The sequence below is a fragment of the Vibrio scophthalmi genome (genome assembly GCF_040869025.1).
Classification (GTDB): domain Bacteria; phylum Pseudomonadota; class Gammaproteobacteria; order Enterobacterales; family Vibrionaceae; genus Vibrio; species Vibrio scophthalmi.
The window spans coordinates 1,835,370-1,859,718 of the sequence record NZ_CP134271.1; the positions used below are offsets into that span (position 1 = coordinate 1,835,370).

Annotated in this window: 18 protein-coding genes and 1 riboswitch; of the genes, 11 read left to right on the plus strand and 7 right to left on the minus strand. The window is 42.3% G+C overall.

Annotation, left to right across the window (positions count from 1 at the left end; all coding sequences use genetic code 11):
* Positions 1-11: 11 nt before the first annotated feature.
* Entirely contained in the window at positions 12-1,364 is a 1,353-nt protein-coding gene (lysC, locus tag RJD38_RS08495; protein ID WP_065545740.1) for a lysine-sensitive aspartokinase 3, read from the minus strand.
* 128 nt (positions 1,365-1,492) lie between these two features.
* A riboswitch (Lysine riboswitch) is annotated at positions 1,493-1,672 on the minus strand.
* 156 nt (positions 1,673-1,828) lie between these two features.
* Between lysC and RJD38_RS08500 the strand changes: the two genes are divergently transcribed.
* On the plus strand, positions 1,829-2,950 hold the full coding sequence (locus RJD38_RS08500; RefSeq protein ID WP_065545739.1) for a pyridoxal-phosphate-dependent aminotransferase family protein: 1,122 nt from the start codon (positions 1,829-1,831) through the stop codon (positions 2,948-2,950).
* Between the two features lie 79 nt (positions 2,951-3,029).
* Here RJD38_RS08500 and RJD38_RS08505 read toward each other — a convergent pair whose 3' ends face one another.
* The 4 genes from RJD38_RS08505 to RJD38_RS08520 form a co-directional block, all read right to left on the minus strand.
* Positions 3,030-4,799, minus strand: a complete 1,770-nt coding sequence (locus RJD38_RS08505; RefSeq protein WP_065545738.1) for a PglL family O-oligosaccharyltransferase — start codon at positions 4,797-4,799, stop codon at positions 3,030-3,032.
* 182 nt (positions 4,800-4,981) lie between these two features.
* On the minus strand, positions 4,982-7,804 hold the full coding sequence (gene uvrA, locus RJD38_RS08510) for an excinuclease ABC subunit UvrA (protein ID WP_065545737.1): 2,823 nt from the start codon (positions 7,802-7,804) through the stop codon (positions 4,982-4,984).
* 183 nt (positions 7,805-7,987) lie between these two features.
* Positions 7,988-8,860: a UTP--glucose-1-phosphate uridylyltransferase GalU gene (galU, locus tag RJD38_RS08515; protein ID WP_065429774.1), complete on the minus strand. Its 873-nt coding sequence runs from the start codon at positions 8,858-8,860 to the stop codon at positions 7,988-7,990.
* Between the two features lie 118 nt (positions 8,861-8,978).
* Complete coding sequence (locus tag RJD38_RS08520; protein ID WP_005593085.1) at positions 8,979-9,626, minus strand: LuxR C-terminal-related transcriptional regulator; 648 nt, start codon at positions 9,624-9,626, stop codon at positions 8,979-8,981.
* Between the two features lie 298 nt (positions 9,627-9,924).
* Here RJD38_RS08520 and RJD38_RS08525 point away from each other — a divergent pair, with 298 nt between their 5' ends.
* The 5 genes from RJD38_RS08525 to RJD38_RS08545 all read left to right on the plus strand — a co-directional run bounded on the left by RJD38_RS08525 (position 9,925) and on the right by RJD38_RS08545 (position 16,268).
* The gene (locus tag RJD38_RS08525; RefSeq protein WP_065545736.1) at positions 9,925-10,464 is read left to right on the plus strand and encodes a single-stranded DNA-binding protein; all 540 of its coding nucleotides are present in this window, start codon (positions 9,925-9,927) and stop codon (positions 10,462-10,464) included.
* A 148-nt stretch (positions 10,465-10,612) separates the two neighbouring features.
* Positions 10,613-11,959: a tyrosine-type recombinase/integrase gene (locus RJD38_RS08530; protein WP_367971209.1), complete on the plus strand. Its 1,347-nt coding sequence runs from the start codon at positions 10,613-10,615 to the stop codon at positions 11,957-11,959.
* Entirely contained in the window at positions 11,949-13,556 is a 1,608-nt protein-coding gene (locus RJD38_RS08535; RefSeq protein WP_367971210.1) for a site-specific integrase, read from the plus strand. Before RJD38_RS08530 ends, RJD38_RS08535 begins: the two co-directional genes overlap by 11 nt.
* Entirely contained in the window at positions 13,549-15,774 is a 2,226-nt protein-coding gene (locus RJD38_RS08540) for a hypothetical protein (protein ID WP_367971211.1), read from the plus strand. Before RJD38_RS08535 ends, RJD38_RS08540 begins: the two co-directional genes overlap by 8 nt.
* A complete protein-coding gene (locus tag RJD38_RS08545; protein WP_367971212.1) occupies positions 15,774-16,268 on the plus strand; it encodes a hypothetical protein in 495 nt (164 codons plus the stop codon). Before RJD38_RS08540 ends, RJD38_RS08545 begins: the two co-directional genes overlap by 1 nt.
* 203 nt (positions 16,269-16,471) lie before the next feature.
* Here RJD38_RS08545 and RJD38_RS08550 read toward each other — a convergent pair whose 3' ends face one another.
* On the minus strand, positions 16,472-17,338 hold the full coding sequence (locus RJD38_RS08550) for a hypothetical protein (protein ID WP_367971214.1): 867 nt from the start codon (positions 17,336-17,338) through the stop codon (positions 16,472-16,474).
* A 153-nt stretch (positions 17,339-17,491) separates the two neighbouring features.
* Between RJD38_RS08550 and istA the strand changes: the two genes are divergently transcribed.
* Both istA and istB read left to right on the plus strand, forming a co-directional pair.
* Positions 17,492-18,511 carry an IS21 family transposase gene (gene istA / locus RJD38_RS08555; protein ID WP_065432195.1) on the plus strand — a complete coding sequence of 340 codons (1,020 nt, stop codon included), beginning with the start codon at positions 17,492-17,494 and terminating at the stop codon, positions 18,509-18,511.
* Positions 18,508-19,299 (plus strand): IS21-like element helper ATPase IstB, encoded by a 792-nt coding sequence (istB, locus tag RJD38_RS08560; RefSeq protein ID WP_065432194.1) that lies wholly within the window; start codon positions 18,508-18,510, stop codon positions 19,297-19,299. The genes istA and istB overlap by 4 nt, the downstream gene beginning before the upstream one ends.
* Positions 19,300-19,318: 19 nt before the next feature.
* On the opposite strand, the gene RJD38_RS08565 is transcribed toward istB, so the two are convergent.
* A complete protein-coding gene (locus tag RJD38_RS08565) occupies positions 19,319-20,686 on the minus strand; it encodes a hypothetical protein (RefSeq protein ID WP_367971215.1) in 1,368 nt (455 codons plus the stop codon).
* A gap of 373 nt (positions 20,687-21,059) precedes the next feature.
* On the opposite strand from RJD38_RS08565, the gene RJD38_RS08570 reads away from it, so the two are divergent.
* The 3 genes from RJD38_RS08570 to RJD38_RS08580 all read left to right on the plus strand — a co-directional run bounded on the left by RJD38_RS08570 (position 21,060) and on the right by RJD38_RS08580 (position 24,328).
* Positions 21,060-21,641 carry a recombinase family protein gene (locus RJD38_RS08570; protein ID WP_367971216.1) on the plus strand — a complete coding sequence of 194 codons (582 nt, stop codon included), beginning with the start codon at positions 21,060-21,062 and terminating at the stop codon, positions 21,639-21,641.
* Between the two features lie 63 nt (positions 21,642-21,704).
* Positions 21,705-22,145 carry a hypothetical protein gene (locus tag RJD38_RS08575; RefSeq protein ID WP_367971218.1) on the plus strand — a complete coding sequence of 147 codons (441 nt, stop codon included), beginning with the start codon at positions 21,705-21,707 and terminating at the stop codon, positions 22,143-22,145.
* A complete protein-coding gene (locus RJD38_RS08580; RefSeq protein ID WP_367971219.1) occupies positions 22,142-24,328 on the plus strand; it encodes an AAA family ATPase in 2,187 nt (728 codons plus the stop codon). The genes RJD38_RS08575 and RJD38_RS08580 overlap by 4 nt, the downstream gene beginning before the upstream one ends.
* Positions 24,329-24,349: the final 21 nt, after the last annotated feature.

Sequence of the window (24,349 nt, forward strand, 5' to 3'; positions counted from 1 at the left end):
TGGTTTCAAGACTATTTTTCAAATAGCTCTTGATGGAGCTTTTGGATCGCTTGGCGTGACACCGATTCATGCAGTAAGAAGCATAAGTTGTGCGGGCTTGCGCCGTAGCAAATCATACGTAAGTTGAAATCTTCTAGGGTGCCAAACACTTGTTTTGCGTAGCCGCGGCTTTCGCTCATGTTGTTACCGATCAGCGCCACTAAACATAGATTGTGTTCTACCTCGACAGTGCATAGTGCTTCTAGCTCTTCACGTGCCGCGCTTGGTAATTGTGGTGCGCCGCCAGATGTGCCCGTTTGATCGAGAGTAAGTGACACACTGATCTCCGAGGTGGTGATCAAGTCCACTGAAACTTTATGCTTGGCCAGAATCTCAAATACTTTCGCGAGGAAGCCATAAGCATGGAACATATTAGCACTGTGTAGCGTTACCATAGTTTGATTACAGCGCAGGGCTAGTGCACGGAAAAGAGGTGAGCTTTGCACCTGATGACGGATCCATGTGCCGCCTTTTTCTGGCTCTTTTGATGATCCGACAAATACCGGAATATCATGGCGTAGCGCTGGTACTAACGTTGAAGGGTGCAGGATCTTGGCGCCAAAGTTGGCCATTTCAGATGCTTCACTAAAGCTAATCTCTGGAATTGGAGACGCTTTTTCTGCAATACGAGGATCGGTGGTGTAAATACCCGGAACATCAGTCCAGATCTCTAAACCTTCTGCTTTAACGGCTTCCGCAATCAAAGCGGCACTGTAATCACTGCCTCCGCGACCGAGAGTCGTGGTGTTACCGAGCTCATCAGAACCGATAAAGCCCTGCGTGATGACAACGAATTCTTGGCAGAGAGGGACTAAATGTTGTGTCGCTAACTGAGCGGTTTGTTCTACATTCGGTTCGGCTTTGCCAAAGGTATTATCTGTGCGTAGTACTTGGCGGATATCAAAACGTTGTGCTTTGATGCCACGCTCTCGCATCAGTTGAGCAAGTAGATGCGTTGACATTAGTTCACCACAGGCGACTAAGTGATCAGTGAGTTTATCTGTTGCTTGAATCGAAGCGGCTTCAGCAAGGCTGGTGACGGTATCGAGAATTTTGTAAATCTCAGCGGCGGTATTGGTGGCATCTTCAAGTTGGCCAAGTACTGCTTCATGAATTTCTGCAATTTGGCTTAAGATTTGGCTACGTTGCTGTTGTTCTTGTACGCCATTAGCCAGTTCAACTAATAGATTGGTTACGCCAGAGCAGGCGCTACTAACGACTAATCTGGTGCTAGGGTTATTTTCAATGATGGCCGCACAACGGCTCATTGCTTCAAAGTTTGCGACACTTGTACCGCCAAATTTGGCGACATTAAAAGAGCTCACAGTATTTCTCCCACGACTTCCTAAATTGTTGTTGGAATCCCAACGTCCGATGTTTTGTGTTTGATGATTCAAACGAGAAGAGAATTTCCTGAGCGGTATAAAGAGGTTCGTATTTATTGTGAATAGTTCACCTCAGAAGCGCTTCATCAGGCGGTGCTGATGACAATTGATGAGAATCAACTCAAGTCAACCGACTGCTCTAATCCGACAATTTAGCGCAATCTCGGCACTGCTCTCCCTTCAACACACCGTATCGGAGTTGTGGCTCCACGATGCATCTACCTAGGCAGCGCTCCTCTTCTGTGATTAAATATTGAACGTTTTTATGTGACCAAAGTCAATTAAAAATTTACAAATATAACAAAATCGCTGCTAACTAGACTTACGGCCAATTGTTGTTAGCAAGGTATTGTTCTATGGTGAATTAGCTTGAGATTAATCCTGATATACAGCAAGGAGTGACAATGACGATTACCAGCTTTATTCCACCACACCGAACCTTAATGGGGCCGGGGCCATCTGATATTTCGCCACAAGTATTGCAAGCGTTGAGTCGCCCAACCGTTGGTCATTTAGATCCGCTTTTTATCGCTATGATGGATGAGTTAAAGCAACTCTTAAAATACGCTTTTCAAACTGAAAATGAGTTTACCATTGCGCTTTCAGCCCCGGGAAGTGCGGGTATGGAAGCCTGTTTTGTTAATTTAATTGAGTCGGGCGATAAAGTGATTGTGTGCCGCAATGGGGTATTTGGCGAACGGATGCGAGAAAATGTGATCCGCGCTGGAGGCGAGGTTGTAGTGGTGGATGATGAGTGGGGATACCCAGTCTCTATCGACAAGGTGCGTCAAGCGCTGGTGGAGCATCCGGATACTAAGATCGTAGCCTTTGTACATGCCGAAACGTCCACAGGAGCGCTCTCCGATGCGCAAGCGCTAGGAGCGCTAGCTAAGCAATATGGTGCTCTGACGATTGTGGATGCCGTAACCTCACTCGGTGGTGTGCCATTAAAAGTGGATGAATGGCAGTTAGATGCTGTTTATTCAGGCAGCCAGAAATGTCTTTCTTGTACGCCAGGCTTATCACCATTGACTTTTTCCGCCAAAGCGATTGAAAAAATACAGGGTCGTACCACGCCGGTGCAGAGTTGGTTTCTCGATCAGAGCCTAGTATTGGGCTATTGGAGTGGTGAAGGTAAGCGGAGTTATCACCACACGGCGCCCGTAAACAGTTTATATGCGCTGCATGAAGCATTACTGATTCTGCGACAAGAAGGGTTAAAGAATGCTTGGCATCGTCACCAATTGATGCATGAAAAGCTCAAATTGGGTTTGGAAAAGTTAGGTTTTGAATTTGTGGTCGAACAAGCGTATCGCTTACCACAATTGAATGCGGTTTTTGTTCCACAAGGTATTGATGAAGCGAAGGTGCGTAGCCATTTGCTACAGACTTACAATCTCGAAGTCGGTGCTGGGCTTGGCGCTTTGGCGGGTAAAGCGTGGCGCATAGGTTTGATGGGATATGGCGCAAGAGAAGAGAATATTGCGTTGTGTCTGCGAGCCTTAGAAGAATCCATCACGCAATAATCTTGTTCAGTGCGTTAGACAAAGCGCTAGATACCAACCTGGTAGGAACGAGTAAGAGCGGCCCTGAGGCCGCTCTTTTTTATTGAGCCGAGGAGGGCTTTAGTGCGTTGATATCTGGAGCGATATATTGCACTTTGTCAAAGTCTCGATTTGGGAACAGGAACTTTGCTTCGCTGCGAATTTGCTCGGCTTTCTGTGTCTCTTCAATGCCTTGATAGGCCAAGATTAGGTTGTTATAGAAAGCCGGACGCGGCTTGTGTTTAATGATCTGCAAAGACCAATCAATATAAGGTTGAATGTAATCTGGATTTTGACTCATCAAACCAATATTGAGATAGGTGTTATACACATCCCAATCATAGCGATCTTTCCAGACAATGGGGTTGCTGACACTATTAAGGATATCTGGATTTTTAGGGCTCGATTTCTCAAATTGGGTTAACACAGAGTTAGTGTGTAATGAGCTGAGCATATACAGACTTACTGTAATCGGAACCACTAGGCTCATCACTCTCAACAAGGTTTGAGTGATGCGACTAAAACCAGCGGCTCGATATGAGTTTGCTCGTTGATCGATCCAATATAATAAAATAATGAACGTTAGCCAGTGTACCATCGAGTGGTAAAACGGATACTCCAGTTGGCTGTGCAGGATGATCGGCACCAGTAAGCCAAACATCGCCAGTCGAGTGCCTTTTTTACATTGGTAGATACGAATCAAGACAAAGAGCGCTGCTAAGAAAATGGCCAAAATCGGTAATAGCCCACCTTCGACCGCCCAATACAACAGTTCGTTATGTGGATGATCTAGCGCTGGTAAACCAATATGGTAGTCAGGGTTGAGCTGATGCTGGCGAGCGGTGTAGAGCATGTAGTCCGCTTCAAAATTACCATAACCATAACCGGTAAATGGCTTTTCAATGAACATGTCTAGCGCTTGAGGGAACATATAGCTGCGCGGGCTTTCTAAATTGGCTTTTGCCGCCATGAGATCTGCGCTGCCTGATGTTTGCATCATAGGGCCAATCAGACCTGCCATGACACCGATCACCGCCGAGAGGCACCAACCAATTACGCGTTTATGAGTCGCAAAGCGATACAGATATGGCAGAACCAGAGCGACCGCGATAATAGCGCCTAACCAGCCTGTTCGCGAAGCTAACACAATCAATAGCGGAATCGTTAGGGCTGGCATGATGTAGAGTAGGCTAACATCACTCAGTTTACGTTGATATTTGGTCGGCTGGCGAGCCAGTAAGTAGCCAGAAATAGCTAAGCCGGTCGCAAGAAAGCTGGCCATCACATTGGGTTGTTGAAAAATGCCATAAGGGCGATTTTGCACTGTGTTGTAACCAAGCCAGTTGCCCGGTTCTAATAGCCAATATTGCACCCAACCTAGTAATGCTTGAATGGCAACGGCAATCACGATGAACCATAACAAACGTTGTTTCTGGCGATTGCTAAAACGAAATTGCTGCAAGGTTACAAATAGCAAAAAGCCAAACCAAAGGCCAGTTAAGCGATTAATCGCGAGTAGAAATTCGGCATTAGGGTAGAGTGCGGGTGCTGTTAGCATTAGGCAGCTAATAAACAACACTATGGTCAGCTTGTTGTAACGTATTACACCCGCAGTGCCAATTTGATACAGGCCAATGGCAATGGTTAATGCTAAAGCAATCCAAGTGGTGGCATTAAATGATAAAGCCAATCCTGATCCGCCAGGGTTCGGCATAAAAAAGTGCATGGCAACAATGAAAATAAGCCCAATCGAGGCTAAAAATGGGCGGATGAGTGGCAATCTTGGTACTTGAGGCTCAAGTTGCGTTCCGGTTACATGTAGGGTTGCCATATAGTAGGAGTCACTTTTACAAAAATAAAACCAGCGTATGATACGCTGGTTTCGAAGGACTGTTGACCTTTTGAGCTAATTTTTGCAGCGGTTGTTGGTTATTTATTCAAGTCAAAGGCTTTGAAATATAAGCGCTCTGCCTGGTAAATCACTTATGCCGCCACAAATAGCATCAACCGTGATTACTTTAACATCTCTTTGAGGAAGTGCGCGGTATGCGAGCCTTTGACCTTAACCACCTCTTCCGGCGTGCCTTGAGCAATAATTTCACCACCACCTTGGCCACCTTCTGGGCCTAAATCTATAATCCAGTCCGCGGTTTTAACCACATCTAAATTATGCTCGATGACCACGACGGTATTGCCATGGTCACGTAAGCGGTGAAGTACAGTCAACAGTTGCTGAATATCGTGGAAGTGCAAACCAGTGGTTGGTTCATCCAAAATATACAAGGTTTTACCGGTATCTCGCTTCGATAATTCACGAGCCAGTTTGACGCGTTGCGCTTCACCACCAGATAGCGTGGTGGCTGCTTGGCCAAGGCGGATATAAGAAAGCCCCACATCAATCAAGGTTTGTAGTTTGCGCGCAATCACTGGCACGGGATCGAAAAACTGACGTGCGTCTTCAACGGTAAGTTCCAACACTTCATCAATACTTTTCCCTTTGTAACGTACATCAAGCGTTTCGCGATTGTAGCGTTTACCTTTACAGGCATCACAAGGCACATAGACATCGGGTAAGAAATGCATTTCTACTTTGATAACCCCGTCGCCCTGACACGCTTCACATCGACCACCACGTACGTTAAAGCTAAATCGACCCGGTTTATAACCGCGGGTACGTGCTTCTTGAGTACCGGAAAATAGTTCGCGGATTGGCGTAAAAATACCCGTGTAAGTTGCTGGGTTTGAGCGTGGCGTACGACCAATTGGGCTTTGGTCGATATCGATTACTTTATCGAAATGCTCTAAGCCTTTAATTTTCTTAAATGGCGCAGGGACTGCGGTGGTTGCGCCGTTTAACTGGGTGTGAGCGATCTTAAAGAAGGTATCATTGATTAAGGTCGACTTCCCTGAGCCAGAAACGCCAGTGATACAGCTGAATAAGCCAACCGGAATCGTTAGATTAACGTCTTTTAAGTTGTTGCCTGATGCGCCAATCAGTTCGACGACCTTTTTCTTATCAAACGGTGTTCGAACTGGAGGGACAGCGATTTGTTTCGCCCCCGATAAGTATTGGCCGGTTAGCGATTCTGGTTCGGCAATAATGTCAGCCATGGTGCCTTGAGCAACCACTTGGCCACCATGAACCCCAGCGCCAGGACCGATATCGATCACGTGATCAGCGCTGCGGATTGCATCTTCGTCGTGCTCAACCACCAAAACGGTATTGCCCAGATCACGCAGATGCACCAATGTTTTGAGTAGTCTTTCATTGTCACGTTGATGCAAACCGATAGAGGGTTCATCAAGTACATACATCACACCAACCAAGCCTGCACCAATTTGACTGGCCAGACGAATACGTTGCGCTTCTCCGCCAGAGAGGGTTTCTGCGCTGCGTGATAGGTTAAGATAGTTAAGACCAACGTTGACGAGAAATTCCAGTCGGTCGTTGATCTCTTTCATTACCTTTTCCGCAATTTTAGCGCGTTGCCCTTCCAATTTTAGTTGGGCAAAGAACGTTAACGCATCAGCAATGCTCAGTTCGACAATCTCAGGTAAGGCGGTATCACCAATAAACACATTGCGTGCTTCAAGACGCAAGCGACTGCCATCACAGCTAGCGCAGCATTTGGTGGCAATATATTTAGCCAGATCTTCACGAACCGAGTTTGATTCGGTATCACGATAGCGACGCTCTAAGGTATTGAGAATACCTTCAAATGGGTGGCGTTTAACGCGAATATCACCGCGATCATTGATGTAGTTAAATTCCACTTCAGTGCGGCCAGAACCGGTTAAAATCACCGATTGGATTTTCTTTGGCAGCTGATTAAATGGCTGGTGAAGATCAAAATCATAATGCTTAGCCAGTGAGCTGAGCATTTGAAAGTAGTAATAGTTCTTTTGATCCCAACCACGAATCGCACCTTGTGCAAGGCTTAACGATTCATCTTGAATCACTCGTGCTGGATCAAAGTATTGTTGTACGCCTAGGCCATCACACGTTCCACAAGCACCTGCGGGGTTGTTAAACGAGAACAAGCGTGGTTCAAGCTCTTGCATGCTATAGCCACAATGTGGGCAGGCAAAGTTGGCAGAGAATACGGTTTCTTCACCATCGCCTTCCATTGGTGCGACAATCGCAATACCACCCGAAAGTTCTAGTGTGGTTTCAAAAGATTCTGCGAGGCGCTGTTGTAAGTCGTCACGTACTTTAAAGCGGTCAACCACCACTTCAATGGTGTGTTTTTTATGTAGTTCTAGCGGTGGAGGATCGCTTAAATCGCAGGTATCACCGTCAATGCGTGCACGAATAAAACCTTGCGCGGCTAAATTCTCTAATGTCTTAACATGCTCACCTTTGCGCTCTTTTACGATCGGTGCAAGCAACATCATTTTAGAGCCTTGCGGTAGCTCAAGTACCTTATCAACCATCTGAGAAATGGTTTGTGCTGTTAAAGGTTCTTTGTGCGTCGGGCAGCGAGGCTCACCAACGCGAGCGTAAAGCAAGCGCAGGTAATCGTACACTTCGGTAATGGTGCCGACCGTCGAACGTGGGTTGTGCGAAGTGGACTTTTGTTCGATAGAAATCGCCGGCGAGAGTCCTTCAATATGGTCGACATCTGGCTTTTCCATCAATGAGAGAAATTGACGCGCATAGGCCGAGAGGGATTCAACATAGCGACGTTGGCCCTCTGCATAGAGAGTATCAAAGGCTAGCGAGGACTTCCCAGAGCCGGATAAACCCGTAATCACCGTAAGTTTATCGCGCGGGATAGTGAGATTGATATTTTTGAGATTGTGAGTGCGGGCTCCGCGAACTTCTATCTTATCCATTGTTATCGCTCTATATGGGAAGAATACTAAGAATGGCTAAACTGATGGCGTATTGTTATACGCAGTTTGCCTTAGTATTGCACAGCGGAAGAAATGTTCAAAGAAGATACTGGATAAAAAAACAGTAACAAAAAGGCAGCCATGAAGGCTGCCTTGAATAAATGTAGGTTAAATGCGATTAACTTAAGCTTGTTTTGCGGTCGTTTGCTTACCAAGCTCAGTTTTCTGACTGTCTTTGAGGTACATGTTCTCAAAGCAGTAGTTGGTCGCTTCGATGTAGCCTTCAACGCTACCACAGTCAAAACGTTGACCTTTAAATTTGTACGCTAAAACGCAACCTGACTTCGCTTGTTTTAGTAGCGCATCAGTAATTTGAATCTCGCCACCTTTGCCTGGTTCCGTGTTTTCAATCAGCTCAAAAATATCAGGCGTTAAGATGTAGCGGCCGATAATCGCAAGATTGCTTGGCGCCGTACCTGCTTCCGGTTTTTCCACCATGTCATCCACACGGTAGATATCATCTTTGATCATCTCACCCGAGATTACGCCGTATTTGTGCGTTTCATCTTCAGGGACTTCTTGTACTGCTACGATTGAGCAACGGAACTGTTTAAACAGTGTCACCATTTGTGCCAGCACGCCTTCTTGTTCATTAACGCAAAGGTCATCGGCTAGTACAACAGCAAAAGGTTCATCGCCAATTAATTCGCGACCAGTCAAAATCGCATGACCCAAGCCTTTCATTTCACGTTGACGGGTGTAAGTGAAGGTTGCTGAATCAATGATGTCACGGATATCCACCAAAAGTTCTTCTTTATTGGTGCCGCTAATCTGGTGCTCTAGCTCATAGTTTTTATCAAAGTGATCCATGATTGAGTGTTTGCCACGGCCAGTAACAATACACATGCCATCCATACCTGCTTGGATCGCTTCTTCTACACCGTATTCAATCAATGGTTTATTCACCACTGGCATCATCTCTTTTGGCATTGATTTGGTAGCTGGAAGAAAACGCGTGCCATAACCAGCCGCTGGAAATAGGCATTTTTTAATCATGATAAAACCCTTTATCTAACTGATGTATTTAGTAAGTTGGCGACAAGATAGCACGCTTTTACCATCAGATAATCACTCCTGTGGTGCAAAAGTTGATTTTTTAGCACTTGCTTTATTTTTAAGACATTAAGTGCTGTTTTGCCCAAGAAGTTGCCTGCACGCGGTTCTTTACCGAGAGTTTTTTGAATATTTGGTATAGGTGGGACTTGACGGTAAATTCACTAATAAAGAGGTCTTCTGCAATTTGATTATTTGACGCGCCAGTTTTTAAGCTGCGTAAAATCTGGATCTCACGGGTGGTTAGGTCAACGGTGGCTGGTGAGGTTTGGCTATCAAAGATATGGCGATAGTAATGTAATAGTTGTGCGGCGACTTTTCTTGGCAGCCAATTATGGCTATTGATCACTTCACCACAGCCAAATGCAACGTCATTGAGATCATCGTTGCGATAAAAAAGCGCTTTTAAATTACCAAAGCTGAGTAGTTCGTCAGTCGTGAGGCGTCTCTCGACATTAAAAATAATCGTTTCAAATATTTTATTCGATAACGGCAAGTTGCGAATGGTGCTATTTAACGTCTGGTAGTTGTTATGGTCGATCAGCAGAATTTTATGTTTGTGTTGCTGCATGGCGAGCATACAGTCTTGCGGTTCCATACGCGGTATCGGTAAGCCGAGGGTTGCTTCAATACGATCTACAATTGGATAGTGAGCGTGTTTATTTTCACATAGGAAATAGATGGTTCTAGTGTAGATGTTCTTAGCCATAGGATTTTCTCGTCGTTAAGGTTTGTATTTATTAGTTATTTTTAATCTATCCTGTCTCATTTGATCTGAAAGAGCGATTGGTGGTCAATAACAATTGCATCATGTTTCATATTTGATAAGTGATTTATCTTTATCTCATTGAAAATGGGCGAGGAGAAGATGAGTAAGTATTGAATTCTGGGACGAGTAACCGAAAAGTTGTTTAGTGGTAGGACATCAAGAGTTGTTTGTGGCGTAACTAGGGTGTTATTCTTATGCGCTATCAAATTTAAGAAATTCTATCTAGACGGAGCGAAACATGGCTAGCCGTGGAGTAAACAAAGTAATCTTGGTCGGTAACTTGGGCGCAGATCCTGAAGTCCGTTACATGCCTAGTGGCGGTGCAGTAGCAAATATTACTGTGGCTACTTCTGAGTCATGGCGTGATAAAGCTACCGGTGAACAGCGTGAAAAAACAGAGTGGCACCGTGTTGCTCTGTTTGGAAAATTAGCAGAAGTGGCTGGTGAGTACCTACGCAAAGGCTCTCAAGTTTACATTGAAGGTCAACTGCAAACACGTAAATGGCAAAACCAACAAGGCCAAGATCAGTACACAACGGAAGTTGTGGTACAAGGCTTTAATGGTGTGATGCAAATGCTAGGCGGTCGTCAAGGCGGTCAAGGTGCACCAATGGGTGGTCAACCTCAACAGCAACAGCAACCGCAGCAAGGTTGGGGTCAGCCACAACAACCTGCAATGCAGCAGCAATCGCATCAGCCACAACACCAGCAACCTCAGCAACAACAGCCTCAATATAATGAGCCACCAATGGATTTTGACGACGACATCCCGTTTTAGACAAAGACAAAATGAGAAATGTTGAAAAATACATTAAAGACCGCTAACAGCGGTCTTTTTTTATTTCGAAGAAAGATAAATGTGTATTTTTCTAGTAATTTCTATATATTACTTTGTGACAAGTTAAAATGTTGATTTATGGGGTGGTATGAAGATTGTGATAAAGAAGTTCATGAGCGGCGAGCGTTATGTTTTTCTTCTAGATGATGATGGCGTGCCCGATTTTTGGGTAACACATTTCGTTACTCAGAAGCTAAGAATGAGCAAAACCGCAACCACCATTCAGCAATACTTGAAATCCATCAAGCATTTGAAAGTTTGGGAAAGCCTTAATAATCGAGATTTGCTTAACGAAATATCTAAAGGTGATATCCCAAGTATCGATGATATCAATGCTCTGAAAGAGCATTGTGCGCTTCAAGCGAAAGTTTTCAAAAATCAGGTGAAAAGCAATGTTACCAATATGGCTGATTTTCATCTTTCTAAATCAAAAGATAAGCCAACAGTCACAAAGTCACAGTATATCTCCCGTATAGCTCATATCGCTGAGTATCTTCATTTTTGTGGAATGGAACGAGTTAAAAAAAAACCGTCAGCGAGTAATTTATTTGACGAGCTTGATGTGATGAAAGGACAGATTAAAAGCGGTATGGCGAAGGGGCGAACAAAAAACAAACAGAAAGATTTGGATAAGTCAGGTATTCCAGATGATGTATTTGAAGATTTTGTTGCGGTTGCAAAGCCTAACTCGGAGCATAATCCGTTTGGTAAAGATGTTAAGTTTCGAAATTATTTGATTGTGCAAACTCTTTATGAGACAGGCTTTCGGCGTGCTGAGCTAGTCGCTCTAAGAATTAGTGACATAGGAACCGAGTCTGACAATCCAACATTGTCCGTAATACGCAGACACAACAGTAAAGACGATCCTCGCTTAGATGAGCCAACAGCAAAAACTTTGGGCAGGACTGTCCCAATATCTCAAGAGTTAAGAGATCTACTGAACATGTATATCAGAACAGATCGTGTACGGACTAAATCTGCGAAAACACATCCATTAATATTCGTTGCTCATAAAAGCAAAAGAGGCTCTCATGAAAAAGGAGATCCGATTGTAAAACAAACGATTAACGATGTGTTTAACCAAATAAGGAAAGTTAACTATGAGAGGTTCTGGGGGATAACTCCGCACGCGTTTAGGCACTTTTTTAACGACCAACTTTCTAGTCGTATTGACGAGGAAAAGGAGAACATTAAGTTGGAAGTTAGACGATTAGAATCAGAAGGTAGATATCAGGAAGCTAAGCAATACGCTAACGAAAATACAATTACGGAGCAAAGAGAGCTTGAAATTCGTGCAGAGCTGAATGGACATTCTTCATTAGATTCAGGCCAACGTTATCTGAAACGAACAATGAGAAAACAAGCTGATAAGATACGGAAGAGAATACATGCGAAGTTAAAGCATAAGGCAGAGGGAGGCAATTATGGCTGTTAGTGTAAAAAAAAACAGAGGTTCGGGACGAGTCAAGCCGAAATTAGATAAGCGATTAAGCAAGGCTAACTATGAGTTTGACGTTTACTCTGATAATTGGCAGTTGGATGCTAATGTACATTTGAATTTCAAACTTCTAGATTCATTGAATCTGACTCCAAAGTTTACAGAAAGCTTTAGACTTGCTTTAGCCGACTATGCTGCTGAGCTTTCATCACGATACACTGATAATCTTTTTCGATATTGTCGCTGGTTATTCGCTGTTGGAGTGACTAGCCAAGTAACTGAGCTGCACGTAATAAACTATAAAGCAACTCTTAACAAAACTACGGAATACAAGTTAGGTTATATTCGGGCATTTTTACTTGATTGGCACGATAAAAAAATCAAAGGTATCGATGATAAAGTTGCTGACTTGTTCTTATCGTTCAAACTTTCTGGAAACGAAAAAGGTAAGGCGGTTGCGCTTGGCTGTCCTTATAGCGGTGCCTACACACTTGAAGAGCAAGCCGCATTTATTACTTGGTATATCGATGCTTTTACCGAAAAGGTTATCTCACTAACTGACTATGCGTTCATCATGGCATTGCAGCATACAGGAGCAAGACCGATTCAGTTAACTTATCTGTATTATGGCGATTTACTTACAAGAAAAGAGGCTGGTATTGAACATTTTGACTTAAAAATCCCCAATGCTAAAAAACATGATGAGTTCTTTAGAGAATCTTTTCAAATCAAGAAAGATGTTAGCGAAGACTTAATATTGGTGCTGACAGCCCAGGCAGAACAATCCATCAAAATGGTTGAAGATCATTTTGATATCAGTCTGACCAGTCAGCAGAAAAACCAAATCCCTATTTTTATTAATGAGCGAGAGGTATTGAACCTCACGAGCTTTAGTCAGTTTGAGCAAATACAACAGAAAACGCCTGATTTATTGTGCTTACGGACTAATGGGGCAAATCCATCAGTTGCAGAAATAGTAAGAAGATTAGCTCGACTTTGCCCCTTAAAAACAACTCGAATTAAGGTAGATGGGGATTATGGCGATTTGCATATCAATCCACGTCGATTTCGTTACACCCATGCAACGAATATGGCGATGCTTGGAGCAAGTAATCATACTATTGCCGAGGAGTTAGGACATGAGGACACTCAGAATGTCACCGTGTATACCGAGTTTAATGAAGAGATGGCGGACAGAATAGACGATGCGCTAGCTACCGATCTTACCCCATTAGTTCAAGCTTTTTCTGGCACGTTAATAGACAGTGAAAAAGACGCAATTCGAGCTAACGATCCTCGAAGCAGAATTAATAATGACGAAGGCAATCCGTTAGGAAACTGCGGAACATTCGGCTTTTGCGCCAATGGCTCTGTACATTGCTACACATGTAATAAGTTTCAACCGTGGTTAAATGCCCCTCATGAAGACATGCTTAAAAGTGTTATCTTTAAGCGAGATCGAAAGCGTGATATGGGAGCCAGTGAGTTTGTTTTGCAAGGACATAACCGCAGCATCAATGCTATCAAGGCGGTTATTCAAAAGTGCAATGCAAGAAAGCAAGAGTTAGAAAATGAAGGAGCGTTTAATGTCTAATGTTTTGCTGTTTACTCCTAGGCATCAAATAGATTTTCAAAAGAATTATGATGATTTTATCGCATTTGCAAAAAATGAATTAAGTCTGTTTGACGATATTCAGTTCAAAACAACAGAAGGTATTGTTCAGAAAGGTTGGGAATGTGACAAATGGTCATGGACGACGAAAAAAGGAAAAAAGCTCACAATTGTGTTTGGGACGAGTGAAAGCCATTCCAGATATACGCCTTTCCGCTCCCCTTTTGCTGACTTTGCGAAAGCATATGTTCGCTATCAACAGTCGCTCAATCATAAAGATTCAACCATGTGGGCTTCGTCATTAGTATGGCTCTATCAAGCATTAGAAGAGCACGCAGCGCACAATGGGAAATCATCAATCAATATTATGAATCTCAATAATGACGTGATTAATCGCATTGAACAGCAGATTAAGAACAGTCGTTTAGGGGCTGGCAGCAAACGTAATATCGGTCTTTCGCTCGACAAAGTTTTGAAATTCATCAAAGAAAAACGATTTAAACTAGATCTACAAGAGTGGACAAATCCTTTTCCTCGCCTCTCTGACACAAAAATAAAGCTAGATGAAAAAAGCCGTAAAGAAGAGGAAGGTAAGTGCCCATCTGATTACCAGATGCTGCAAGTTGCAGATGCTTTTTATAAAGCGAAAACGCCACGTCAGAAGTATTTTAGCAGTCTTTGCGTTATGTTGATGTGCCAGCCTAGTAGGAATTGTGAACTGAATGGTTTGACTGTCAATTCATTACAGCAAAGTGATAAAGGTCGTTGGTACTTGATGTGGCATCCCGCCAAAGGGGGCGATCCTGTTCGAAAGTGGGTGCCAGCTTTACTAGAAGACGTTGTTAAACAGGCTGTTGAAAGACTTGTTGAGATTTCTGCTCCAGCTAGGTCTGCTGCAAAATTTGCATACGACAATCCAGACGTATTTATGTTGCCTAGTGATTCAGAAAGCCCTCAAGACAGACCGTTAACATATAATCAGTTCGCGAAAGTGATGGGATTTAAAATAGGTAAATTAGAAAGAGGAACGGATATCACTTGGACAACATATGGTAGCAACGTCAAGTGGTTAAATCGTTTAATTAGCGAATTGAACAATGTGAATGATTGGAAAAAGGATTTGTGTCAAGGACACATCATTCTCCCGAACAATGAGATCGTGAATAGATACACTGGTAAGCCAACAGGAATCGTCATTCGATTTCCTAATTATAGGGATCTCCGTTCTGTTATTGATGAACAGTATAATACGCCGAATTTCCCAAATTATGGTGACACGAAAATATGGGATTGTATCACATTAGTCAGAGATCATGAGTTTCACAAGGAATTCGCTGTTAAGCCCTTCTCATGGGTTCATCTAGGGCATGGCTCTCTAAGTGATGCTATCGGCTCTGACAGAGGCATAGAATCAATTTTTGATGAGCTTGGAATCACAGATGAATATGGGACACCTCTCAAGCTAAATAGTCACCAATTTCGTCACTGGTTAAACACGAAATTAAAGTTAGCAGGTGAAGCTGATTGGCTTATCGCTAAATGGTCAGGGCGAGCTGATATCAAGCAAAACAAAGCTTACGACGGACGAACGGAAAAGCAAAAGTCACGTCTAACTCAGCGGATTGGGCATGTTACGATTGGAACTGGTGTCATGACTGTTGCTCAAGCTAGCCAGTTGTTAGAACCTTACACTGCCGAAGCGCCACCACCGCCAATGGTTCTGCATGATCTTGGACTTCCCATCTCACTGAAAGCTCTTGGAGTTGATAGAGATGGTGTTGCTCAGTTTACAGGGGTAGGCTTTTGTGTACACAACTATGCCGAAAGCCCATGTATTAAAAATGGTGACTGTGAAGTGTGTAACGAGCATGTTTGCCTTAAAGGCATACCCAACACACTTGAGGAGCTTAAAACCCTTTGTAGGCTGTATGAGGAGCAATTAGAGCATGCTAGAGCTAGTGTGGAAGACAATGTCTTCGGAGCTGATAGATGGTTAACATCTCTGGGATTTCGACTGTCAAAAGTAAAAACGTTAATACGCCTACTTGAAGACCCCAAGATATTGGATGGTACACGCGTTCGAATACCTGATGAGTTATCACCATCCCCAGTGAAGCGTTCATTGAACGTAAATGAACAAACTGCTATCCAAGGCTTTGATCTTATGGCTTTAGCGTTATCTGATATGAGGGAGGCATAATGGCTTTTGTTCCAGACAACAAAGAAACAATACTAGCTATAATCGATGGCTGGACTGGTAAACTTAGCTATGAGCTTTTGGCTGAGAAACTACAGTCAGAACTTGGTCTAAAAAAACTACCGTCACGGTTTACATTAGCCAAGTATGATGAAATTAAGCATGCTTTTGATTTGAAGAAAAAGCAGCTAAGGCAAAAGAAGTCAGAAGCCATCGAAGATGCAAAATTGTTGTTCGAAAGTACGGATAAATTAAGTGATCTGATCTCGAACCTAGGGAGTGATGATGCAACGATTACTGAGTTAATCAAGCAAGTAGAAATGCTTGAAAAAGAGAATGAAAGGCTGAGTTCTGAAAATAAAAGGCTAAATTCTCAGAACGATATCTTGCTTGAAAGATTTGCTAGATGGCAGCATAACCTCCAGAAGATGGATGGGGTGGATCTCAATAAGTTAGCCTCTACCATTGATGATGGTTTTCCTATGAAATATGGTTGATCACGTTACATGTGCAACAGCTAAATAAATTTATCTAGCTTATATAGTGAAATAGGAAGAGGCTATAGCACACATAATCTGCAATAATTCAGGTAGTTATTCACTATTATGCTTGGTGCATCTCAGATTGTTCGAACTAATATCTAGGGTACTCGAGAGGTTCGTGCGAGTACCCTAGTTGCAGTTATTACATTTCCCAAAAATTATGATGAAGCTTCAACTTCTCGTATAAATTTGTCAATACTTGCTTCATTTACGTCTTCATCGAAATGCTCTGCTTTTAGTTTGTCACAGAGCATTCTAGTCTTAGCTGCGACTCGTCCATCTTCTTGTTCTTTCCAAAGGTCAACTTGCTCTAGAACTTTATGGAATAGTTTGTCGGGTAATCTGTTACCCATTTGTATGCCCATAACGGAAGGAAAAATCGACTTATAAGACTCTCTGATATCTCGTACACTTGGGGCTAATGAAAAAAAATTGAGTAGAAACTCTGGGCGCATGATGTATTTAGCTGCATTTTTTTTGACAAGCTCAACTGTAAAGCGCTGTACTCTAGATTCCTGAGTCAACCACCATGTTTGATATCCATATTCAGGATAAGTTGAAATCTCTTTGTTTTTGTTTCTGTAGCCGTATATAGCTTTGATAATTAGAGCTACACCCTCTGCAAGTTGGAGATTTCTTTTAATTGGCAATATTTGTTGTGCTAGTTCAGCTACATCGTCATCATTTGTAATACCTTTTAGGTCATCATTTGAGTAAAATTGCATCCCAAATTGATGGATTATGTATGCCTTCAATTCTTCTTTACCAATTGAAGTATGAAGTTCATTGTAGCTTAAGAAGCCAGATAAAAATGAATTCCAAGAACTAGAATACCCTTCTCTCATCGCATGATAGTAGGTGCGGATTAGTATTTGTTCTGATTCTCTAATTAAGTCTTCGGTTAGGTGCGATTCTCTTTTACGAATGTGATTCTTATATTCATTGTCAGTTACAATCAAATGTTTAATTACGCCATCAAGTGCAGACTCAGTTAGTATTAGCTCAATGCCAGCTTCGTTTGACATCTTAAATAGGTTTCGAGTCATTTGATTCTCTTCACTCAAGAACCTTTCCGTCAGTGTGTTACCGCCGATGTAAAAATGACCCACTAGCGCCGACTTAAAATTGACCCACCTGAGGCACAATGTTCGTTCGTTTAACGGATAAAACGGCGAGCTATGATAAATCAGGAGCAACTAGTGGAAATTCAAGTTTTATATCGTCAGGGATATAGTATTCGCCGTATTGCCAGAGAGCTAAATATCTCACGAAACACGGTAAGGCATTACCTACGGACTAAAGCGTCTGTTCCTAACTACTCAAAGCGAGAGCCAGTCTCGACCAAACTTTCGCCCTATGAAGCGTACCTATTCGGACGAATCGAAGCGGCAAAGCCACACTGGATACCTGCAACCGTGTTGTTGCGGGAGATAAAATCATTGGGTTATGAGGGCGGTGTTACGATGCTAAAAGAGCATATAAAACAATACAAACCAGCACCTAATTATGATCCTGTGGTTCGTTTCGAAACGGAACCTGGACAGCAGATGCAGGTCGACTTCACCACCATCTCACGCCACGGGAAACGCATAAAAGCGTTCGTAGCGACATTAGGTTATAGCCGCGCCACCTTTGTTAAGTTCTCTGAGCGAGAGCGTCAAGAAGACTGGATTCAGGGGCTTGAACAAGCATTTGAATTCTTCGCAGGCGTACCCAAAGAGGTACTATTCGATAACGCAAAAGCCATCATGATCGAACGCGATGCTTATGGTGATGGAGAACATCGCTGGAACCCGCAGTTACTTGCTACCGCAAAAAAATACGGCTTTAAGCCAAAAGCTTGTCGCCCCTATCGAGCGAAAACAAAAGGGAAAGTAGAACGCTTTAACTCCTACCTCAAAAGCAGTTTTATCACACCACTGGCGGCGACACTCAAACAGCACGGCCTCGATTTAACCGTTGATGTGGCTAACGGTCGTATTGGCGCATGGCTAGAAACCGTAGCGCACCAAAGAATACATGGAACAACGAATGCCAAGCCTCAGACCTTGCTTGAGGAAGAACGGTTCACACTACTGTCACTGCCGATAACTGAGTGTTCATTTAGCCCATTACCCGTTCGCCAGTCAGTTGTGCCGATAGAAAGCTTTCAACATCCTTTATCTACTTATGATGCGCTGTTGGAGGTGAGAGCATGAACATACAGATGACTCGCATCGAAGCGGCTTGTGAATCCTTAAAGCTCAACACGATAAGTAATGAATGGGCTGGAATAGCCAAAACAACGCTAAACAACGAGCAGAGCCTTGGAGACTTTTTAGAATCGCTACTGAATGTAGAGCTGGAAGCTAGGGCAGAAAAAACACGAACAGCACTGATGAAGTTCGCTGGCTTCCCAATGCAGAAAACCTTCGAAGAATACGATTTTACATTCGCAACTGGCGCACCGAAGAACCAACTTCGAGAGCTTACGGGGCTTGCCTTTATAGAACGAAAAGAAAACATTGTCTTGCTTGGGCCAAGTGGTGTTGGTAAGAGCCACTTAGCCGTGAGCCTTGGTCAAATGGCTGTGCAAAAAAGCATTAAAACTCGCTTCGTCACGGCGGCAGACTTAATGTTACAGCTAGCCACAGCAAAGAAACAGGGCAGACTGGAGAGCTACCTTAAAAGAAGTGTACTGGCACCGAGACTGTTAATCGTCGATGAAATCGGCTATCTCCCATTCGGTAGGGAGGAAGCAAACTTGTTCTTTAACGTCATAGCTAAGCGCTACGAACAAGGCAGTATTATCGTGACGAGTAATTTACCATTCTCACAATGGTCTAATGCATTCGCTGATGATACGACTCTAACGGCAGCCTTGCTTGACCGCTTATTACATCACTCTCATATCGTTCAGATCAGTGGCGAGAGTTATCGACTAAAAGGCAAAAAAGCAGCGGGTGTCCTACCAGCAATATTAGACACTGGAAATAAGAGATCTTAACTATGTGGGTGGGTCAGTTTTAGATCGGCGATAACGCCGTAAAGTGGGTCAGTTTTAAGTCGGCGTTGACAAGTGCCCTTACTATCATGTCAGTTCCCACGATCAGCCTGAAGTTGGCAGTTGCTTTCTGGAAATACTCTACAACTCTAGGTTCTGCTTGTAGCGTAAATAAAAGCACATAAGTCCTTGAAAATTTGTTTAATAAAGCTCGCTGATTTTGAGTGCTTTGATAGAACATGGAGCGAACTACATTTACAACAAGATCTTTTTGGCTATGATAATTACGACCTTCTTCCTTCTCATATTCATCTAGAGCATCAGAAACCCGATCGAAAACGGTATTCTCAATGAAGGTTATTTCATTCCCATCAGAACCATTAAGGTATGATGAACATTTTAAGCCTTCTTTTTCAAAGAAGAGTTGAGACGTTCTTATTGCTAAGTTGGCTATTGTGTTACGTTCATCAATATCCAAATGAGAGAGTATTTCTTGAGAGCTAATTTCTGATATGACATCAATCTTCACTCCTTCATCAATGGCTTTTTCTTGTGCGATAATTGTTCTAGTTTCATAGGGTAAACAATATTTATCGCCTTTTTTATGATAATTGACTTGTTTACCACCAACACCATTCTTTTTTACTAACTCTCGCAGACGGTCTGACAGCATTCCACCAACAATACTTTTAGCCCATGGAATGTTATCAATGATTTTTTGATTTATTTCCTTCTGGGTCATGAACTTACCATTATCTGGGTCTGTATCATTTAATGCCCATAAAATTAAGCTGTCTGCGACAGTTTTAACCAAATGTTTGTCTTTTTCTCTGTTTTCTACCTGAAGTTGAAGAAAAACATATACAGATGGGTGGGTTATATTGTCACTCAACTTTAATTGATTTCCCTTAGACAGGTCGTTCAGGAAATCCGTAAATCGATGTAAATGAGTGTAGTACGCCCTCTTTGTAGCTTCATTATAATTGATTTTTGATATGAGCCATTTAGCGTCTCGAATTCGAACAAATACATCATGTTTTTCGGTTAATTCTTCTTCTTCTTTGTCAAATGTACCTATGGTTTGAGAAGTAACATAAATTATTGTTTTAACTGTACGTCCAAACTCTTCTAAACGATCTAACGTCTGTTTAATTTTAGGTCTGTGGTTTGCTGTTACAGACATTTGATAGAAAACATTTGGTTTATCTTTAGTATATAGACCTTCAACTCGAGCGCCATCTGCTCCACCATCCGAAGTGCCACCCACAGGTATAAATCCAGGCCCATCAAGCGCGGCAATTAACTCATTTGCAAATTGTTCAAATGGGAATCCCTCGCAATTGTCAAGTGCTACTTGAGCAATTTTTGTGTTTACTTCATCTAATGCCATTTATGTACTCATAACTACATGATATTTATGAAACAAAGATACTACTAACATTAGAGATAAGCTATCTTCATGTTGTTTGTTTAATCGCTTTGTGACATTAGTGATGATATGTGTTTTACATTAGCCTTAGTTTGGTACTCAAGCTGTAAAGTCGAATCGCTGGGCATAGTTTTTAGTGAAACTAAAGAGAACATTTTGCTGTTTGATGTCACTTTTATTCATAGTATTAGCTCCTCCATCATTTCCTTCGCGTAAATCAAACGAAGGTTTGCGTTACGTCTCTTTTTTCATCCTTTCTAAACGAATATTCTTTCATCTTCTGTAACAAAACTCGTAAACTAAACTATGTAAAATAAACGTATGGATGTGTTCTATGATAATTGGATATGCGAGAGTAAGCACTACAGATCAAAACTGTGATTATCAGATTGATGAACTAACCAAATCTGGCTGTGAAAAAATCTTCATAGAGAAGGCATCTGCTAAGACTAAAGATCGCCCTGAGCTTACTAGATTACTAGATTCTCTGCGTCAGGATGACATTGTTGTGGTTTATAAACTTGATAGGCTTGGACGTAGCCTTAAAGATCTTATTAATTTGCTTGAGATGTTTAAGAGCAATGGAGTTCAGTTTAAATCACTGTCTGAAAGCATTGATACAACTACATCTACAGGGAAGTTAGTGTTTAATGTGATTGGAGCTATAGCCGAGTTTGAGCGAGATATTATCGTGGAAAGAACGAAGGCTGGATTAAAAGCTGCAAGAGCGCGAGGTAGAAAAGGCGGCAGGAAGAAAAAACTCACAGATAAGCAAATAAAGCTAGCAAAATCGATGTTACAAGATCCGTCAGTACAAAAATCCGATGTGGCAAAGCACTTTAATATATCTAGACCTACGCTCAATAGATATCTGGACTCGGCACCAGATTTGGAACAAGAGAGTCTGTTTAAATAGCGTCTTTAATTTGAAATGTCGGGATTTAGGAATTGGTTTAAACAGAATCAAGGAGAAGACTAGTTGAGCAAAGATAAAGGACAAAGAAATAGAAACCTCTTCATTGCGTGGGTTGATGAAATGAAGGCTAAGAACCCTCCGAACTGGTTGGATTACTGGCATGGTGATACTTTAAGCCCAAAAAAGATTGCAGATGAACTTGGTTTTGATTCATCGGCATTTAAAGAGTCTAGAAATAAAAAACTATTCGACTTACTTAGCAATCTTAAGAAAGAGCTTGCGACCACAGGTGTTTACCAAACGCGCAAAAAGAGTCTTCCTCTGGAAAGTAAGGTAATTGAGGTGAAGGCTGCATTTGACGAGGATATAAAAGATAGCGCAAAAGTTCGTGATTTAAAGCGAATTAATGCTCGTTTACAAGCTGAGAATGCAAAGCTTTCCGCAGAAGTCGCTAAGTTATCAGAGTTTAAAGATGTTCTCATTGAAATGGGGCTTTGGAAATGAGCAATAACGTCTTTTTGGTACGGATTACCCAGATATATCAATATCATCCAGATAACGTTCAATTAGGTGCTGTTTTTGTTAATCAAACAATTGGAGCGCATAGAATCATATTGTTAACTACCCAAAGTCAGCTAAATATGAAGCCGCAAGTAGGACAACAATGGGAGATATTTAAAGAGCATAATTACAGCGTGCGGCAACAGCCTGTCAGTGTAGGCGGTTACGTGGACGTGTGGCGTTTCATGCAACCTAAACTTAAATGTGTGATGCCTGATAGTGGCATAGGGTTTGTTAATTTTTTAAGCTCAGAGAAAGACTTCGTTGGCATTGGTAGGGTGAAAGCACAGTTACTTTGGAACGCATTCCGTGGTGACATTTTCACAATGCTTGAATGCGAACAAGACGCACAGTATGAAAACGACAACTCTAAAAGTAATTTTCAAGCTATCAAGGATGTTTTGAGACGTGATGAAACAGTAAACGCCTTATACAACGGATTTAAAAAATATGCCAATCTGAAGCATGCAAGCCAGCTAGTGGAGTGGGGAGTGGAAGAGCCTATTCAACGTCAATTGTTTAGGTTTGCAGATAAAGATGCAATTGAATTTTTGAAGACGAATCCCTACCGTTTGTTCTCGCTAGGTATGCGATTCAAAAAAGTTGATGAGATTGCACAAAAACATTTCGGTATTCAATTAGGAGACAATATCAGGCTTGTAGCGATAATCGAACAATCCCTACGACTTTGGAGCGACAAAGGGCATACAGTTGCACTCTGGGGGGACATAGAGCATTCGATTTGCGCCTACTTGAATAATGACCAAGTGCTTGTTGAAAGGGCAAAACAGTTAACTGGCGATATCATCGGATTTGTAAAGCGCGATGATAAATACTATGTATCAGGTAACTACATTTTTGAAAGAACAATAGCCAAACGATTTTACAAATTAAGTAAGATGGGAAGCCTTTGGCGGCGTGAATTGGACGTTGCATTCACTAATTCTATCCCTGAAGGTTGGAAGCTTGAGGAGGCTCAGGCACGAGCGGTAAGGACTGCATTAGTCAGCCATATTTTTGCTCTCACTGGTGGTGCTGGCACTGGTAAAACAACAACAACGAAGCTTATCGTTGATGCCTATCAAAAATTAGGTTTTAGTATCTATCCAGTCGCGCTCTCAGGAAAAGCAGCTAGGCGACTTCAGCAGTCTATTGGCATTGACTGTATGACGATAGCTCGATTATTGCGTCAAGATAGTATACCTGATAACAGTGTTTTACTGATTGATGAAGCGTCGATGCTAGACGCTTACACGATGTGGCGTTTAGTTACTTTATTCTCTGACAAATCAAGGGTCATGCTCGTTGGCGATCCGTATCAGCTACCGCCAATTAATGCAGGGTTAATTTTGCATGATGTGATTAAGAGTGGAGTAGTCAATCATGTCGAATTAGATGTTGTTAAGCGACAAGGCGCTATTAGTACGATTCCTGTTTATTCGAATGGCATACGCAATGGAAATAAGCCATCTTCTCTAACAACGTCTGATATTACATTCCATGAATCGAGTGATGATCTTCTTCAGGATGTTGTGGCGGTATATTCGAAATACGAAAGTGCGATGATTGTAGCATCAACGAATGCAACGGTAAGAAATGCGAACCTTAAGCTACAATCAGAAGTAAATCCGAATGGTCGGGTGCTTGATTTAACAAATATGCCTATCACTAAAGGAAGCTATGAGTTCAGAGAAGGCGATCCAGTAGTTATAACCCTTACAAGCTATAAATACGATGTTCAAAATGGCACTTTGGGCGTGATAACAAACGCAGAAGCAACCGATGAGTATGCTTGTGTTATTGAGCTAGAGGATATTGGCGAGGATGGACTCAAAAGGTCTTTAAAAGTCGACTGGCAGCTATTCGAATACATAGATTTGGCTTACGCATTAACGCTACATAAATTGCAAGGCTCACAAGCTGAGAATGTAATCGTATTGCTGGAGCGAAGCTTGTTGCTTGATCGAAGTTGGCTTTATACAGCAATAACACGAGCCGAAAGTAAGGTACATATCATTGGTAAGGAGTATGACTTTCTGTACGGCATTAACAAGCGCAGTGCTTTGGATACACGTAAAACCGCTTTGTCAGAAATGTTGAAAAATGCTTTAATAGAACCGAATTGAGTAAAAATGCGGATGCTTTTA

What these genes read in the sequence shown, in the direction of transcription:
- RJD38_RS08500 (WP_065545739.1), top strand. Translation starts at nt 1,829, where the DNA reads ATGACGATTACCAGCTTTATTCCACCACACCGAACCTTAATGGGGCCG.
- RJD38_RS08505 (WP_065545738.1), bottom strand. Translation starts at nt 4,799, where the DNA reads ATGGCAACCCTACATGTAACCGGAACGCAACTTGAGCCTCAAGTACCA.
- uvrA (WP_065545737.1), bottom strand. Translation starts at nt 7,804, where the DNA reads ATGGATAAGATAGAAGTTCGCGGAGCCCGCACTCACAATCTCAAAAAT.
- galU (WP_065429774.1), bottom strand. Translation starts at nt 8,860, where the DNA reads ATGATTAAAAAATGCCTATTTCCAGCGGCTGGTTATGGCACGCGTTTT.
- RJD38_RS08520 (WP_005593085.1), bottom strand. Translation starts at nt 9,626, where the DNA reads ATGGCTAAGAACATCTACACTAGAACCATCTATTTCCTATGTGAAAAT.
- RJD38_RS08525 (WP_065545736.1), top strand. Translation starts at nt 9,925, where the DNA reads ATGGCTAGCCGTGGAGTAAACAAAGTAATCTTGGTCGGTAACTTGGGC.
- RJD38_RS08530 (WP_367971209.1), top strand. Translation starts at nt 10,613, where the DNA reads ATGAAGATTGTGATAAAGAAGTTCATGAGCGGCGAGCGTTATGTTTTT.
- RJD38_RS08535 (WP_367971210.1), top strand. Translation starts at nt 11,949, where the DNA reads ATGGCTGTTAGTGTAAAAAAAAACAGAGGTTCGGGACGAGTCAAGCCG.
- RJD38_RS08540 (WP_367971211.1), top strand. Translation starts at nt 13,549, where the DNA reads ATGTCTAATGTTTTGCTGTTTACTCCTAGGCATCAAATAGATTTTCAA.
- RJD38_RS08545 (WP_367971212.1), top strand. Translation starts at nt 15,774, where the DNA reads ATGGCTTTTGTTCCAGACAACAAAGAAACAATACTAGCTATAATCGAT.
- RJD38_RS08550 (WP_367971214.1), bottom strand. Translation starts at nt 17,338, where the DNA reads ATGTCAAACGAAGCTGGCATTGAGCTAATACTAACTGAGTCTGCACTT.
- istA (WP_065432195.1), top strand. Translation starts at nt 17,492, where the DNA reads ATGATAAATCAGGAGCAACTAGTGGAAATTCAAGTTTTATATCGTCAG.
- istB (WP_065432194.1), top strand. Translation starts at nt 18,508, where the DNA reads ATGAACATACAGATGACTCGCATCGAAGCGGCTTGTGAATCCTTAAAG.
- RJD38_RS08565 (WP_367971215.1), bottom strand. Translation starts at nt 20,686, where the DNA reads ATGGCATTAGATGAAGTAAACACAAAAATTGCTCAAGTAGCACTTGAC.
- RJD38_RS08570 (WP_367971216.1), top strand. Translation starts at nt 21,060, where the DNA reads ATGATAATTGGATATGCGAGAGTAAGCACTACAGATCAAAACTGTGAT.
- RJD38_RS08580 (WP_367971219.1), top strand. Translation starts at nt 22,142, where the DNA reads ATGAGCAATAACGTCTTTTTGGTACGGATTACCCAGATATATCAATAT.